The 15,643-nt window shown below is 40.8% G+C and carries 12 protein-coding genes; 4 read left to right on the top strand and 8 right to left on the bottom strand.

Going from position 1 to position 15,643, the window contains the following annotated elements:
- Window positions 1–15 precede the first annotated feature (15 nt).
- The 5 genes from acpP to T356_RS0100910 all read right to left on the bottom strand — a co-directional run bounded on the left by acpP (window position 16) and on the right by T356_RS0100910 (window position 4,483).
- Entirely contained in the window at window positions 16–255 is a 240-nt protein-coding gene (gene acpP / locus T356_RS0100930; RefSeq protein ID WP_035780079.1) for an acyl carrier protein, read from the bottom strand.
- A gap of 78 nt (window positions 256–333) precedes the next feature.
- A complete protein-coding gene (plsX, locus tag T356_RS0100925) occupies window positions 334–1,341 on the bottom strand; it encodes a phosphate acyltransferase PlsX (protein ID WP_026512862.1) in 1,008 nt (335 codons plus the stop codon).
- A gap of 125 nt (window positions 1,342–1,466) precedes the next feature.
- Window positions 1,467–1,649, bottom strand: coding sequence for a 50S ribosomal protein L32 (gene rpmF, locus T356_RS0100920; RefSeq protein WP_026512861.1), 183 nt, complete (start codon window positions 1,647–1,649; stop codon window positions 1,467–1,469).
- A gap of 131 nt (window positions 1,650–1,780) precedes the next feature.
- A complete protein-coding gene (locus T356_RS0100915; RefSeq protein ID WP_026512860.1) occupies window positions 1,781–2,641 on the bottom strand; it encodes a helix-turn-helix domain-containing protein in 861 nt (286 codons plus the stop codon).
- A gap of 648 nt (window positions 2,642–3,289) precedes the next feature.
- Window positions 3,290–4,483 (bottom strand): acetate/propionate family kinase, encoded by a 1,194-nt coding sequence (locus T356_RS0100910; RefSeq protein WP_026512859.1) that lies wholly within the window; start codon window positions 4,481–4,483, stop codon window positions 3,290–3,292.
- Window positions 4,484–4,614: 131 nt separating this feature from the next.
- Between T356_RS0100910 and T356_RS17940 the strand changes: the two genes are divergently transcribed.
- Both T356_RS17940 and T356_RS0100900 read left to right on the top strand, forming a co-directional pair.
- Window positions 4,615–5,877, top strand: a complete 1,263-nt coding sequence (locus T356_RS17940; protein WP_051563057.1) for a tRNA(Met) cytidine acetate ligase — start codon at window positions 4,615–4,617, stop codon at window positions 5,875–5,877.
- 158 nt (window positions 5,878–6,035) lie between these two features.
- On the top strand, window positions 6,036–8,144 hold the full coding sequence (locus T356_RS0100900) for a hypothetical protein (protein WP_026512858.1): 2,109 nt from the start codon (window positions 6,036–6,038) through the stop codon (window positions 8,142–8,144).
- A gap of 6 nt (window positions 8,145–8,150) precedes the next feature.
- Here T356_RS0100900 and T356_RS0100895 read toward each other — a convergent pair whose 3' ends face one another.
- Window positions 8,151–9,653, bottom strand: coding sequence for a UxaA family hydrolase (locus T356_RS0100895; protein ID WP_026512857.1), 1,503 nt, complete (start codon window positions 9,651–9,653; stop codon window positions 8,151–8,153).
- 201 nt (window positions 9,654–9,854) lie between these two features.
- Here T356_RS0100895 and uxaC point away from each other — a divergent pair, with 201 nt between their 5' ends.
- Together uxaC and T356_RS0100885 are read left to right on the top strand one after the other, a co-directional pair.
- Window positions 9,855–11,273: a glucuronate isomerase gene (gene uxaC / locus T356_RS0100890; RefSeq protein WP_026512856.1), complete on the top strand. Its 1,419-nt coding sequence runs from the start codon at window positions 9,855–9,857 to the stop codon at window positions 11,271–11,273.
- 2 nt (window positions 11,274–11,275) lie between these two features.
- Complete coding sequence (locus tag T356_RS0100885; protein ID WP_242846533.1) at window positions 11,276–12,298, top strand: LacI family DNA-binding transcriptional regulator; 1,023 nt, start codon at window positions 11,276–11,278, stop codon at window positions 12,296–12,298.
- A gap of 642 nt (window positions 12,299–12,940) precedes the next feature.
- Here T356_RS0100885 and mnmA read toward each other — a convergent pair.
- Together mnmA and T356_RS0100875 are read right to left on the bottom strand one after the other, a co-directional pair.
- Window positions 12,941–14,041 (bottom strand): tRNA 2-thiouridine(34) synthase MnmA, encoded by a 1,101-nt coding sequence (mnmA, locus tag T356_RS0100880; protein ID WP_051563056.1) that lies wholly within the window; start codon window positions 14,039–14,041, stop codon window positions 12,941–12,943.
- A gap of 40 nt (window positions 14,042–14,081) precedes the next feature.
- Complete coding sequence (locus T356_RS0100875) at window positions 14,082–15,596, bottom strand: cobyric acid synthase (RefSeq protein ID WP_026512853.1); 1,515 nt, start codon at window positions 15,594–15,596, stop codon at window positions 14,082–14,084.
- Between the last annotated feature and the right edge of the window lie 47 nt (window positions 15,597–15,643).

Below are 15,643 nucleotides of genomic sequence, written 5' to 3'. Positions count from 1 at the left end.
AAAATTGATTGAGAATTACTTAGTTTCTATTGCAGCCTTCAAAAGCTCAACAGCTTCCCCAACAGTTTTGATATTTTCAGTCTTTTCGGGATCTATCTGAACATCAAATTCATCCTCAAGTCCCATAATGATCTGAAAAAGATCAAGAGAATCAGCACCGAGATCCTCTGTGAATGTTGTCTCCATTTTGATCTCTTCAGGATCAACATTGAGCACACTGGCAATAACTTCTTTCATCTTCTCGAATTCTTCCATAAAACTTTTCCTCCACTGCATAGCAGCTTTTTTATCTCAATTTTTTAGCGGAACTACAGCAATTTCAAATAACAGTTATTATTGCGGTGAAATCTTTGCGCTGATCTTCTCGCTTATCTTTTGCTCTGTAAAAGTTACACACTGTAATATTGAGTTCTTGATCTCAATATCACTTGAACTTCCGTGAGTCTTTACGACAAGGCCCTTAAGTCCAAGCATAGGTGCTCCGCCGTACTTTTCAAGGCTGTAATTGCCAAGTGTCTTCTTAAGGTCATCCTTAATAAGAAGAGCTCCGATTTTCGTCTTAAGACTGGACATAAGTCCCTTCTTAATAACATGTACAAGAGATTTGGCAACACCCTCATACATCTTAAGGATCACATTACCCGTAAATGCTTCACAGACAATAACATCAGCATTGCCGGCAGGAATATCCCTTGCCTCGATACTTCCGATAAAGTTAATATCGGGACAATTCTTTAAAAGAGGGAATGTTTCCTTTACAAGTGCATTTCCCTTCTCCTCTTCCGCTCCGATATTGACAATCGCAACGGTGGGATTCTTGATTACCATGATGTTCTCCATATAAACGGTTCCCATCTTGGCAAACTGAACAAGATGATTTGCTCTCGCATCTACATTTGCTCCGCAATCGATCAAAAGAGAATTACCCTTTTCTGTAGGGATAAGCGGTGCAAGGGGGGCTCTGTCAACCCCCTTAAGTCTTCCGACAATTACCTGTCCGCCAACAAGTGTAGCTCCGGTGCTTCCTGCAGATACGTATGCATCCGCTTCACCGTGATTGACCATATACATCGCCTTAACTATTGACGAATCTTTTTTGGTCCTGATAGCCAAAACCGGGGGTTCCGCCATCTCTATGACTTCTGTTGCATCAACGATTTCTATCCTGTCTTTATCGTAAGTGTATGCGGAAAGTTCTTTTTCGAGAACTTCTTTTTTACCGACAAGAAATACTTTGACAGCTTTTGATTCGGCAACTGCCTCAACAGCTCCCTTGACCGTTGCAACAGGTGCATTATCTCCACCCATAGCATCAACGGCAACTCGTACAAGTTCCGACATATTCGGGACCTCCTATTAAATTGAACTTATTTTAATATACTAGAGTGGTTGACAAAAATCAAGGCTTTCCGACATAGCCGGAAAGCCTTTAAATTCTGACTTTATGAGGGTATACCAAAAGTATATCAAGCCTCAGTCTCAACAATGCTCTTCTTATTGTAGTAGCCACACTTCTTGCAAACCTGATGAGGCTGCATAAGAGCTCCACAATGACTGCACTTTACCAAAGTGGGAGCTGTCATTTTCCAGTTAGCTCTTCTCTGATCTCTATGGCCTTTTGATGACTTATTCTTAGGGCAGATTGACATTTGAGTAACACCTCCTTACAGTAACCGTATAAGAAACTGCCTGTTTACAAAGGCAATTGTTTACGTTTATTCATTAGCATACCTATGTAGTATACTCATAGCTTTTCCATTTGTCAACAGTTTTTTCCGCACTATCTGTAGCAGTTCTGCGAATATTTCTTTGGCGAAATACCAACCGACTTGGTAAACGCTTTGAGGAAGTTGCTGTAATCCGAGAAACCGCACTCCTCGCAGACTTCACTTACGCCTTTTCCCTCAGCCAGTAAAGACTTCGCTATTGATATTCTTCTGGCTGTCATATATTTATTTATGGTTGTTCCGGTCGCAGACTTAAATATTCTGCAGATATAGGACTCACTTATATAGAAATGCTTTGCAAGATCGCCTATGCTCACCGGATTCTGAATATTGCTGTTGAGATACGAAAGGATTGCATCAACCTGCTCATTATATGTAGCAATCTCCTCTGTAGCCTTATCTCCGTCCTTGTCGAGCAATATCTTATTTATCATCAAAAACAGCTCTATAAATGTAGTCTTCTCCAGTAGATCATGACCATAGCCGTTACTTGAAAGTATCTTGTTTATAAAATATAAAAATCTTTTCTGCTGCTCCTGATTCAGACTTATCTTGTGAGAAAAATCTTCTCCCCTGTTCTCGAAACACTTATTCAGATTGGTCTCTTCGCTCGAAACGCTCTTCATAAATTCCGGATCGATCATTATAACAATACGCTCGTGAAGTTCCTGATCAATCTGTGTCAGATAATGCGAATCATACTGACTTATAAGAAAAATATCACCGGGAGCAATGTCATAAACCTTGTTATCAATCAGAAACTGCTTCCCGCCTGATATTGAATAATACACCTCGTAACAATCGTGAATATGCATAGCCATAGCCTTCTCATCCTTGTACAGATGCGCGATCGAGAAATATTTCTTCTCGATGCATTCAGCCATAGCCTCTTTGCATGAGTTCAGTTCTTTCATAATTTAGTTCCCTCTCAATATAGAAAATATCCAAACCGGTGCCCCTTACACCCAGTTCACCATCTCCATGCCGGCAACGGGCCCGTTTTTATAATAGTTTTGTATCTTAGCTTAAAAATAGCCAAAGAAATAACAGACAGTATAAGAAAAACAACTGGAGAGGCCCCACATTTCCAAGACATCCCGATCTTACCAGAAGAGTCTGTGAGTACGCTGTGCAAAATTCAGCACCCTGCGTATCTTTTCCGAATCCTTTAATCACTTTTCTAAGAAAAAAGCACATAGATTTCGGTAGTATTTCAAAGTCACAGATCAAGAAGCTTAAAATCAGATTCAGTGAATACATGCATTTATATACATATTCTTCACTGTTTCAGGCAAAGTTGTAATTTCCAAAATTGCGCTTTCGGAACATAATATCATTCATGCCCGTAGAGCCCTCCATTCGGAGCTCATATATTAAGCGCAAAAATTTTGCCGCCAACATAAGCACAGAGACAATTATAGGCATAAGAAAAAAGATTGCAACCTTTTTACTCTATTTTTTTTAAATATTGTATAAAAATGTATTATCTAACATAAAAGCCTTAAAGAAATAAGATTTGAGCCGGCTGTTTGGCCGGCTCATTCAACAAATGTCAAAAACAATTATTTGCAAAGAGCATATGTGTCACGAGCAATTGCAAGCTCTTCGTTTGTAGGAACAACCATAAGTGTAACCTTACTGTCGGGATTGGAGATGATTTCCTCCTTGCCGCGCACAGCATTAGCCTCTTCATTTAAGGATGCTCCGATAAATCCAAGACCGTCGATTATCTTCTTACGTGTAAATCCGCTGTTCTCTCCAACTCCGGCTGTAAAGCATATTGCATCTACGCCGCCCATAGCCGCTGTATAAGCACCGATGTATTTAACAACTCTGTAAGCAAATGTGTCAACCGCACGCTTTGCGCCTTCATTTCCTGCAAGATACCCATCCTCAAGATCCCTGAAATCAGATGAAAGTTCGTTTGAAAGTCCGAACACACCTGACTTCTTATTAAGAACATTTGTCACCTCAGCAACAGAGAGATTCTCTTTTTTCATGATGAACTCTACAACAGAAGGATCGATATCTCCTGTTCTTGTTCCCATGATAAGTCCCTCAAGAGGAGTAAGCCCCATAGATGTGTCGATGCACTTGCCGTCCTTTACAGCAGAAATTGAAGCACCGTTTCCGAGGTGGCAAACGATGAGCTTAAGATCTTTGATGTCTTTTCCAAGAATCTCGGCAGCTCTCTTGCTTACGTAAGAATGGCTTGTTCCGTGGAATCCGTATCTTCTGATTCCGTACTTCTCGTAATATGAATAGTGAAGGCCATAAAGATAAGCGTTCTCAGGCATTGTCTGATGGAAAGCTGTATCAAATACCGCAACCATAGGTACGCCGGGCATTGCCTTCTGACAAGCCTTGATTCCGATAAGATTTGCAGGATTGTGCAAAGGAGCAAGGTCGCTCACATCCTCGATGGCCTTAATAACTTCGTCATTTATAACAACAGACTCTGTAAACTTCTCGCCGCCATGAACGATACGATGTCCTACAGCGCCGATCTCATCAAGCGATACAACTCCGTTCTCTTTATTTGTAAGTGCCTCGATAACAAGTTCAATAGCCTTGTTATGGTCAGGCATGGGAGTTTCGATCGTGATCTTATCTTTTTCGGCGGGAGTATATACTATTCTGCTTCCGTCGATACCAATTCTCTCGCAAAGACCTTTGCAGATAACCTGCTCACTGTCAGAGTCGATAAGCTGAAATTTAAGTGAAGAGCTTCCACAGTTAATTACTAAAATTTTCATATCAAATTGCCTCTTTTCGAATGTATTAAAATTATTATGATACTTCCTTGATAATGATACTTATATTATAATTCTAGAACAAGAGAAAAAATGTACAAAAATTAAAAAAATTTGAAAGCGTTTACACCAAGATGAAAACTGTAGGAATCATTGCCGAATTCAATCCGTTCCATAACGGACACAAATATCTCATAGAAGAGAGCAAAAAAAGAACCGGCGCAGACTACTGTATAGTGGTCATGAGCGGTGATTTTGTGCAACGCGGATTTCCCGCAGTGACAGATAAATTCACAAGAGCAATATCCGCATTAAATTCAGGCGCAGACCTTGTTCTGGAGCTTCCGTCCTACTATAGTCTGGGAAGCGCCGAGTACTTTGCAGGTGGCGCCGTTTCTCTTTTAAACAAACTTGGTGCAGTCGATTATCTTTGCTTTGGAAGTGAATCAGAAAATCTTTATATTCTTTCCGATATTGCGACTACTCTGAATGAAGAATCAGATTCTTTTAAACGCAATATAAAAGAAAATACAAAAAACGGCTCAAGCTACGCCGCATCACGTGAAAATGCAGTGATATCCGAGCTTTGCGCTTCTAAATCTTCACTATATGATTCTGACAAAAAAGACGAGATCAAAAAAGCGCTTACATTACCGAACAGTATCCTTGCAATCGAGTATCTGCGCGCTCTCCAAAAAACAGACAGTAAACTCTCACCCGTTCTCATAAAAAGGATTGGTGAAAATTACCACTCGGAGAACATTTCTAATTACTCTTCCGCAACCGCGATCAGAAAAAGTATTATAAAAACAGAAGCAGGAAATCCGTCACTTCCCTGTACCGTAAAAAACACAATGCCGGAGGATGCCTTTGATTTATTAAACGACAGGCTCCAAAAAGGCGAATATCTCAGAGAAGAAATCTTGGATAAGCTCCTGTATTACAAGCTTCTGCAAAACAAAAACAATCTCACACAATTTCTGGATGTAAATGAAAGTCTTTCTAATAAGATCTGCAAAAAACTGGACAACTACGGAAAATTTTCAGATTTCTGCGACATTCTTAAATCCAAGGACTTGTCATATACTCGCATAAGCAGGAGTCTCATGCATATCCTTCTCGATATCAGAGCTGATAATATGCAAATGTACAAAACAGACGGTTTCACCTCTTTTATCAGGATATTGGCTCAAAAGAAAAGCTCATCTCCTCTTCTTGCAAATATCGGTGAGAATTCCGAAATTCCTATGCTGAACAGGCTAAAAGACGCCGAGAAGCTTCTGGATCCGCTATCCATACAGCTGTTTAATGAAAACCTTGCTGCTTCAAAAATATATAATCTTATATGTAACCGCAAAAACATCGGCGAATTCAGTCTTAAACCTATCATCATGTGAAAAAACAACGCATAAATCGGCATTTCACTGATTGCAGCCGCATTTTTATCATGTTAACATAGAAATAGTGCAAAGAAAGCACATTAAGCAATACAGGTACATCTTTATTTTTCTTACACGACTGACTATTACTTACACACTTTTGAGGAGAAAATTTAATGGGACTTGTAACACTACAAAAAGGACAGATAGTGCATAAGGCACTTACTGATACCGTCAATACATTGGAAATACTGGTAAAAGGTAAGATCCGAGCGACCGATCAATTCACCTCTTTTCACCTGAATATCGGTGGAATAATCGGTCTTATCGAATCACCCACAAAAGAATACCAATATACCTACGAAGCAATTGAAGATTCATCCATATATACATATCCATACGAAGGACCGGCCGATATTCTCTCCATGCTAAAGGCCAATGAGAAGATCACTTCTATTCTCGCCTCACAATCCACTTATACAACATATGAAATATTCCACGAATACGAAAAGCTCTACGATAACACTCTTTTGGAATTCAAAAAACTAAAATCCGACTACGCAATTTATCCCGAATTATGCATAAAAGCAGGTGAAGTACCTTCAAGATTCGAAAAGCTTGAACTTATCGTTCCGCCTGTAAAAAATGACATGATAGCAGCATGGGAATACGGATATATAAAGAGCATGAAGGAAAAAGAAGCTGTTTTAAACAAAGCTTTCTACTCTCTCAGCCAGGAAATAGCTATCGGTACTGTCATGATCTCTGAGCGAAATCAAAAACTCATTGCGGTTTCACTTAAATTCCTTACCGCTTACAAAAAGCAGCTCAAGAGAAATACATCCGACTTTACAACAACAATGAAAATGATCAACTCCAAGATTGAGAACATCGAAAATGCTGAAAACGGCGACGGCGAAATAATCATAAATAACGCTTTGGCTACTATTCTCACGTACTCAGGCGTCGAGTCGGCTCTTTCATCGAAATTTCAGGAAGAGATCAGTCTTTTCAAGGCAAGCGAAAGTCGTTACGATTCCTCTGATGAAGCAAGAATGCTCAGAAAAAGCATCTCAAATTCTTTTTACAAAATATATAAAAAAGTATTCTTAAAAAGCCTTACTACTAAAGATATCCCAATAGAAGTTAAGATGTTCCTCATGTTTGGTTTTGTAGACGAAGAGCTTGCAGGCGAAAAGCATACCGGGACTCTGTGCAATATCGCAAAATCTTATGTTCCCGATTCATCAGGAAATATCCTTCTTCTGTCTGAATGGCTCAAGAAAATTTACAAACTTCAGGTAGAGCCTTCAAGAAATGAATTTGATCAGGACTGGCTAACCTATCTTCGGGAGCAGAAAGCAACCGGCTCGCTTAAGCAGGAACAGATTGAAGCAATGGTGAACAATCCCGAAAGCAGGCTTGATTTCGAGATTCAGAATCTCTTTTCACTGGGAAACAGGATGACTTTCGGAAGAATCTCTTCATTTGTACCCGTATTTGATTCCATGAATGTTATAAGACCGCTCAATCTCGCATACATGACCGCACCAAAGATAAAAGAGCACATTGAGAAGATCAAAAGTATCGACTTCGGTGTTTTTTGCAGAGAAGCTGTATATTCAAACCCTGATATCGGGATTACACAGTTTTACTACGCTGAAGAAGTCGAACCATATATAATCCTTATGCCAAACGCCGGAACAAGGGCTTCTTTGTGGCAGGAAATCGAAGGTAAAAAGAGAAATACAAAGGCACGAATGCTTATTTCAATATTCAACCTTGAAAATACCGATGCATGCATGATAAAGCTCCTAGGGGAGTTCAGATGGGAAATGTGCAAGACGGAGCAAGGCGTTCATTGGAATGATGTTACGGATCCGTCGCTCACATCTCTATACTGCGACTATCTGCAATTTTTCAAAAAGAATGCGGCTCTTTCCGCCGAGCAAAAGGACAAGCTCAGGCTTGACCTTAAGAAATACAACAACAATTACAAGAGCATCTTTATTGCCGATTACCTTGCATATCTAAAATATGAGGCCAACGGCTCACTGCGACTAAACAAAGTAACCCGCGAGATTTTGTTTAACACCTGTCCTTTTTCAAAAAAATACCGCGAGGCTGTATATGACAATCCTCAGTACAAGGAACTCATAAATCACCTCGTAGCGCATAATGCAAATATCGCCAAACCGCTTCAAAACCTTGAATTCAGGCTAAAAAAAGAAGGTCTGCAAGTTCCTCATGAACTCACAGACCAGATTGAATATCTAAACAAATAATATTTATCAAAGCGTTACGCCGCGCTTCCATATAGCCATATCGTGGAAGCCGGCTATTTCACTTTTAAGCTTCTCTCCGCACGCCGTCATCAAAATAAACTCAAACAGCTCATCCGCAAGTGCATCAAAGCTTTTCCCCTCAAGAACATCACCCGCAGAAAAATCTATCCAGTTATTCTTCTTATCTTTTATCCTGTTATTGCTTGAAATCTTCAAAGTTGGCACAGGACATGCAAACGGCGTTCCTCTTCCCGTTGTGAAAAGAACTATCTGCGCACCTGCAGAAGCAAGCGCTGTCGCGGCGCAAAGATCGTTTCCCGGCGCACAGAGAAGATTGAGACCTGTCGTATCAGTTGTATCTCCGTATTCAAGGACCTTCATAACAGGAAAACTTCCCGATTTCTGAGTGCATCCAAGCGATTTATCTTCAAGCGTGGTTATACCGCCCGCTTTATTTCCTGGTGAAGGATTCTCATATATAGGTTCGCCCTGCTTCTCGAAATACTTTTTAAACCCGTTTATCATATTCACGGTATCATAAAAAGTATTCTTATCTTTACACCTGTTCATAAGAATAGTCTCAGCGCCGAACATCTCAGGAACCTCAGTAAGAATAGACGTTCCACCCTGCTTTATCAACATATCGGAGATACGGCCGACAAGCGGATTGGCTGTGATACCCGAAAATCCGTCGCTTCCGCCGCACTTAAGTCCGATAACAAGCTTCGAAGTGCTGACTCTTTCTCTTCTGTCACCCGAAGCCTCATCGATGAGCTCGCCAAGAAGCTTTATACCGTCCTCCATCTCATCATCGGACTCCTGACAGACAAGAAACTTGATTCTCTTCTCATCAAAACTTTCAAGATACGGCTTCAAAACATCAATATTACTATTCTCACATCCAAGTCCCACAACCAGAACTCCTCCGGCGTTTGGATGCTTTATAAGATCGGCGAGAATTTTTCTTGTATACTCCTGATCGTCTCCAGTCTGGGAGCATCCGTAATTATGAGTGAAAGCAATTACCTCGTCGATGCTTCCCTTTATCATGTGATTTCCTTCTTTGGCAAGCGCCGTGACAATATTATTGACGCAGCCGACTGTAGGAATTATCCAGATTTCATTCCTGATCCCGACTCTTCCGTCTTCTCGCACATATCCGTTGAAAGAGTTCTTATCTTTTCCCATCTTCTTGATCTTATCTGAAATATCATCAAGATCGGGCTTGTACTCATATTGGAGAACTCCTTTTAATTTGGTCTCGGTATTGTGCGTATGTACCCAGTTTCCGGGCTTTACATCCTCAGTGACTCTGCCTATGGGATACCCATATTTGATCACTTCATGACCTTTTTCAATACTCTTAACTGCCATCTTATGTCCGGCAGGTATACTGTCAAGCGCAGTGATGACCGTCCCGTCTGAAAGAGCGATCTCGTCCCCCGATTCAATCGCTCCCAGACATACTACAACATTATCATTCTCATTGATCTGTAAATATTTATTCATTTCCTACCTCTTATCACCCTCATAACAAATGTAAGCATTTACATTTCAATCATATATTCATTATGACAGCCCGTCAATCAATTTTTGCTATTGTATTTAATATACTGCTCTTGTATAATACTTTTGAAAAATATGAAAATGCTTACATAATTATTATGTAAATATTTATTAATCAACGTTTATAATGGAGGGTATGACTTAATGAAGAAATTTATGGACAAAGATTTCCTCTTACAGAGCGAAACTGCCAAAACTCTTTACCATGATTACGCAGCGAAAGTTCCCGTACTTGACTATCACTGCCACATCAATCCCAGAGAGATTGCTGAAGACAAGCATTTTGATAACATCACACAGGTATGGCTCGGCGGAGACCACTACAAATGGCGTCTCATGAGATCTTTCGGTATCGAAGAGAAATATATAACAGGTGATGCTTCTGACAAAGAGAAATTCCTTGCTTTTGCAAAATGTCTCGGAAAATCTGTGGGACATCCCATCTTCCACTGGGCACATCTTGAGCTCAAGAAATATTTTGGATATGATGGAGTCCTGAACGAGAAAACAGCTGAGGAAGTTTACGATATCTGCAATAAGGTATTACAGGCTCCCGATATGGGCGCAAGAAAGCTTATCAAGATGTCAAATGTAACTCTCATCTGTACAACAGACGATCCTGTTGATACACTTGAATGGCATGATATGATTAAAGCAGATGAATCATTTGATGTTAAGGTTCTTCCCGCTTGGCGTCCCGACAAAGCCAAGAATATCATCAAGCCCGAATTCGCTTCATATATCAATCAGTTATCTGAAGTAAGCGGTGTTAAGATTGATTCATTCAAGGCTTTAAAAGAGGCTCTTAAGGTTAGACACGATTACTTCGAGCAGAAGGGATGCAATGTTGCCGACTTCGCTCTTGAGTATGTTATGTACAAGCCTGTTCCTGAAGAAAAGATTGAAGAAATCTTCGCTAAAAGGATGAACGGCGAAGAAGTTACTTATGAAGAGTATCTTCAGTACCAGACAGCATTCATGCTCTTCGAGGGTGAGGAATGCGCAAAGAGAGATTGGGTTATCCAGCTTCACTTCGGATGCAAGCGTGACAACAACAAGGCTATGTATGCAAAGATTGGTCCCGACACAGGATTTGATGCAATTGACGCTTATTATCCTATGGGCGAGCTTGCTGACTTCCTTGATGCGCTCAACTCAAAGGATGCTCTTCCCAAGACAATCATCTACAGCCTTAACCCTAATGACCTTATGATCATTAACACTATGCTCAACTGCTTCAATCAGGCTCCTACAGTAGCTAAGATCCAGCAGGGAAGCGCTTGGTGGTTCAATGATACAAAGCTTGGCATGGAACAGCACCTTAAGGCAGTTGCAGAATCAAGTAACCTTTCAGGCTTCGTAGGAATGCTCACAGACTCAAGAAGCTTTACTTCTTACACAAGACATGAGTACTTCCGCAGAATCCTTTGCAACTTCCTTGGTTCACTTGTTGAAAACGGTGAGTATCCTGAAGAGTGTATTGATACACTCGGTCAGATTGCCGCTGACATTTCATATAACAATGCAGTAAGATACTTCAAATTTCCTTTAGAAACGAGATAAGTATGAGCAACCAAATGACTATTTACGACATATCCAAAAAAGCCGGAGTTTCAATCGCTACAGTCTCCCGTGTACTTAACGGAAGCTCCAACGTAAAGCCCCGCACCCGTAAAAAGGTATTGGATATAATTGAACAATGCGGATACAAACCAAATGCGTTCGCAAGAGGACTCGGTCTCAATTCAATGAAGACTGTTGGTATTCTTTGTGCCGATGCATCCGATCTGTATCTCGCAAAGGCAATTTACTACATTGAGCAGAACCTCAGAGAAAGCGGCTACAATTCAGTATTGTGCTGCACAGGCTACGAGATACCTTCCCGTAAAAAATGCCTTAATCTCCTTCTCTCTCAGCATGTAGACAGCGTAATAATGGTCGGTTCCAACTTCATCATGAACAATGCTGAGGACAACCAATATGTTGTTGAAGGCGCTGCTTCAGTACCTATCATGCTCCTTAACGCAGACTTTGACTGCCCCAACGTATATTGCACACTGTGTGATGACTACAAGGCAACTCAGGATGCTACGGAATGCATGCTCGATGCAGGAATAAAGAATATTCTATATCTCTACAACAGCACAACTTATTCCGGACTCAAAAAGCTCGCAGGATTCCAGAATGCACTTTTAACACACGATATTCCTCTCAGAAAAGAATATCAGCAGTGCTTTTCAGGTAGCCGCGAAGACATCGACGGAGTCAGAGATTTCGTCGACAGGCTCTACAAGAGCGGGCTCAAATTTGACGGAATAGTTACAAGTGAGGATTTCCTTGCGGTGGGCGCTATGAATTTTGCGAAAGCAAACAAGATAGATGTTCCAAGCGAATTGCAGATTGTAGGTTACAACAATTCTATTCTTGCACACTGTTCAGAGCCAAACATCTCTTCTATCGACAATCGTCTTGAAGATATGTGCGTTCAGCTTGTAAAAACACTTATCGGAACTCTCAACCAAACTGAGATGCCGCAGAAGACCATCTTCTCGGGCGAACTCATTAAGAGAGGGTCAACAAACTTCTAAATATCTAAGGGCTATGCCGGAATTTACGGTGTAGCCCTTTATTTACAATGGGCTATGCTAGAATCTACGGTATTGCCTTTATGTATACTTTCCATGCGGGACTTCGGTTAGGGGTTGGTCGTCTGCGCAGTGATTTTCATTAATTTCTAAAAACGGGATATGCTGACTTTCACGTTGTTCAGAACAGTCAGCATATCCCGTTTTTAGAAATTTTGAAAATCATCTTGCTCGTACGAATAACCCCTAACCGAAGTCCCGCATGGAAAGTATAGTATGAAGCTAACACTACAGATAGAAACTACCTTCTATACTGTAATTATCTGTGATTTCATACCATTTTCCCTATATAAGATTTCAAAAAAACAGATAAATACCACCTTATACATCACATCTATCTGTAATTTTCTCTTATTTTTCCTATAAAAAAGTCAGAACAGCCAGATAAACAACGCCATCTACATTGTTTTTATCTGGGATTACTCTCTATCTTTCCTATAAATAATCTAAAAAACACAGATAAATACCACCATCTACATTGTACTTATCTGTGTTCTACTGTAAATCTCCAATAATCAGCGTTACAACATTCCAATTCAACTTCAGCCAATAACTCAGCTTTTACGCAGAATATCTGCATCCGTATCACTCATTTGTAATAATTCCGCCGCCGAGGACGATGTCGCCGTCGTAGAGAACTGCAGATTGTCCGGCGGTTATGGCGCGCTGGGGTTCGTCGAAGGTGATCCTTGCTCTGTCGCCGCCCAGGACTTCGAGGGTTGCGGGCTGTTCTTTGTGGCGATAGCGGATCTTGGCGCTGCAACGGGTAGGCTCTGTAGGAGCATCGCCCGTGATCCAATGGAAATCACGGATTATCAGTTCTTTTTCAAAGAGGTCCTTGTTGTCTGCAAGTATTACTCTGTTATTTTTGACATCGAGTTGTTTTACATAGAGCCTTCTGTCTGCAGGAATTCCGAGACCACGGCGCTGGCCGATTGTATAGTTTATGATTCCTTCGTGGGTTCCGAGAACATTTCCTTCAGTATCAACGAAGTCGCCTTTTTCATATTCTTTGTCTCTGTAGCGTCTTATCATCGCAGCATAGTCGCCGTCAGGAACAAAGCATATATCCTGGCTTTCACTCTTGTGCGAAGTTACGAATTCTTTTTCCTCGGCAATCTTTCTGACTTCATCCTTGGTATATTCGCCAAGCGGGAAAAAAGTATGCGCAAGCTGTTCCTGTGTAAGATCATAGAGAACATAGCTCTGGTCTTTATTAGGATCCTTGGCTTTGAGAAGGTAGTATTTACCGTTCCTTTCCTCAATACGCGCATAGTGCCCCGTTACGATGTAGTCATATCCGAGTTCTTTTGCCTTATTATAAAGACTGTCAAACTTAAGATATCTGTTACATCTTATGCATGGATTGGGCGTTTCACCGTTTTCATAACTGCATATAAAGGGCTCTATAACCTTCTCTCTAAACTCGGCTTCGTAGTGATAAATGTTATAAGGAATTCCAATCCTCTCGCAAACCGCTCTCGCATCCTGAGTATCATTAAGGCTACAGCAGGTTCCGAAAAGATCCTCGCCAATAACATCATTTTCATACAATCTCATGGTGCATCCCATGCACTCATATCCTCTATCAGAGATAAGCGAAGCCGCAACACTGCTATCCACACCGCCGCTCATCGCTATTAAAGCTTTCTTATTTGGTTCGTTATTAATAATACTATCTGACATAAAAAACTCCATATATAACAATCATTTACACAAGCTTCCTTCACAGATCAATCTTAGCATCCGCAAGACATGAATATACATAATCCATATCCATATTAAGTCTTATTGTATCTGCAAGTATATCATACTGGCTCTCTTTAAACTCTTCATAAGAAAAATTCTCCGAATCTGCCTTTCCAAGAGCCTTCAAAATATGGGCACTTATACTGCCTTTATCAAAAAGTCCATGAACATAGCTTCCATAGACATTCTTTCCGTCACTGATCACAAGGTCTGAGTAATAATCTTCTACCGAATCTCCAACAATTCCTGTTCCTGCTTCAACCGCTCCGGACCTAACACTCTCGCCCATGTGAATCTCATACCCCGATATTTCCACATCTTTAAGCGATTCGAACAATCCTTTCGGAAAAGAAATCTTAGCATCAACCTGCTTTCTCACCTTTTCTTCCTGTATCTGCGTATCGATATCAAGAAGCTCCATTCCTCTTATAGAAGATCCGGGCACACCTTCAGCTCCCGAAGGATCAAGGATCTTATTTCCAAGCATCTGGAATCCTCCGCAGATGCCAAACACGGGCTTTTTCATCGCATACCTTTTTATTGCCGCTTCAAGTCCTGATTCTCTAAGCCACTTAAGATCTGCAATAGTATTCTTACTTCCGGGTAAAAAGATAATATCCGGATCTCCAAGGTCGTAAACCGAATCAACGTACCTCACAGATGCATTATCAAGGGCATCAAAACAATTAAAGTCCGTAAAATTCGAAATCCTTGGATACCTGATAACAGCAATATCCGCTGCATTCTTTTTTAATTCATCTTTAAAATTAAACTTATCGGTAAGTGAATCCTCATCATCAACTTTGATATTCATATAAGGAATGACACCTGCTGTCTTTATGCCTGTTTTCTCTGTGAGCATTTCAATTCCCGAATCAAGAAGTGTGACATCACCTCTGAATTTGTTGATGACAAATCCTTTTATTCTTTCTCTCTCCTCATTTTCAAGGAGCATTGTTGTTCCGTAGAGCTGGGCAAAGACACCGCCTCTGTCGATGTCTCCCACAAGAAGAACAGGCGCATCCACCATCTCTGCCATTCCCATATTTACAATATCATTTGCTTTGAGATTTATCTCAGCCGGGCTTCCGGCACCTTCTATCACTATGATATCCGCTATATCCGATAGCTTTTTAAATGCCTTTTTGATATCAGGCACAAGCTTTTTCTTATAAGCAAAGTACTCACGGGCACTCATATTTCCTATAACTTCACCGTTTACGATAACCTGAGAGCCCACATCACTTGTGGGTTTTAAAAGAATAGGATTCATACAGACCATGGGATTTATTCCCGCGCACTCCGCCTGCATAACCTGTGCTCTCCCCATCTCAAGTCCCTCAGATGTAATGAAGGAGTTAAGTGCCATATTCTGTGATTTAAAAGGCGCTGCCACATATCCGTCCTGCTTGAATATTCTGCAAAGTCCGGCTACAAGAAGGCTCTTTCCCGCCCCGGACATCGTCCCTTGTATCATGATTACTTTTGCCATATATTATTCCTTTGCGGTATGGATCATTTATCTTTATCAAAGGAAAA

Origin of the sequence: Butyrivibrio sp. LB2008, from assembly GCF_000621565.1 — a bacterium.
In the GTDB taxonomy this organism is placed as follows: Bacteria; Bacillota; Clostridia; order Lachnospirales; family Lachnospiraceae; genus Butyrivibrio.
The sequence above is the reverse complement of the archived record's forward strand: the minus strand, read 5'-3'. Positions and strand labels throughout refer to the sequence as shown.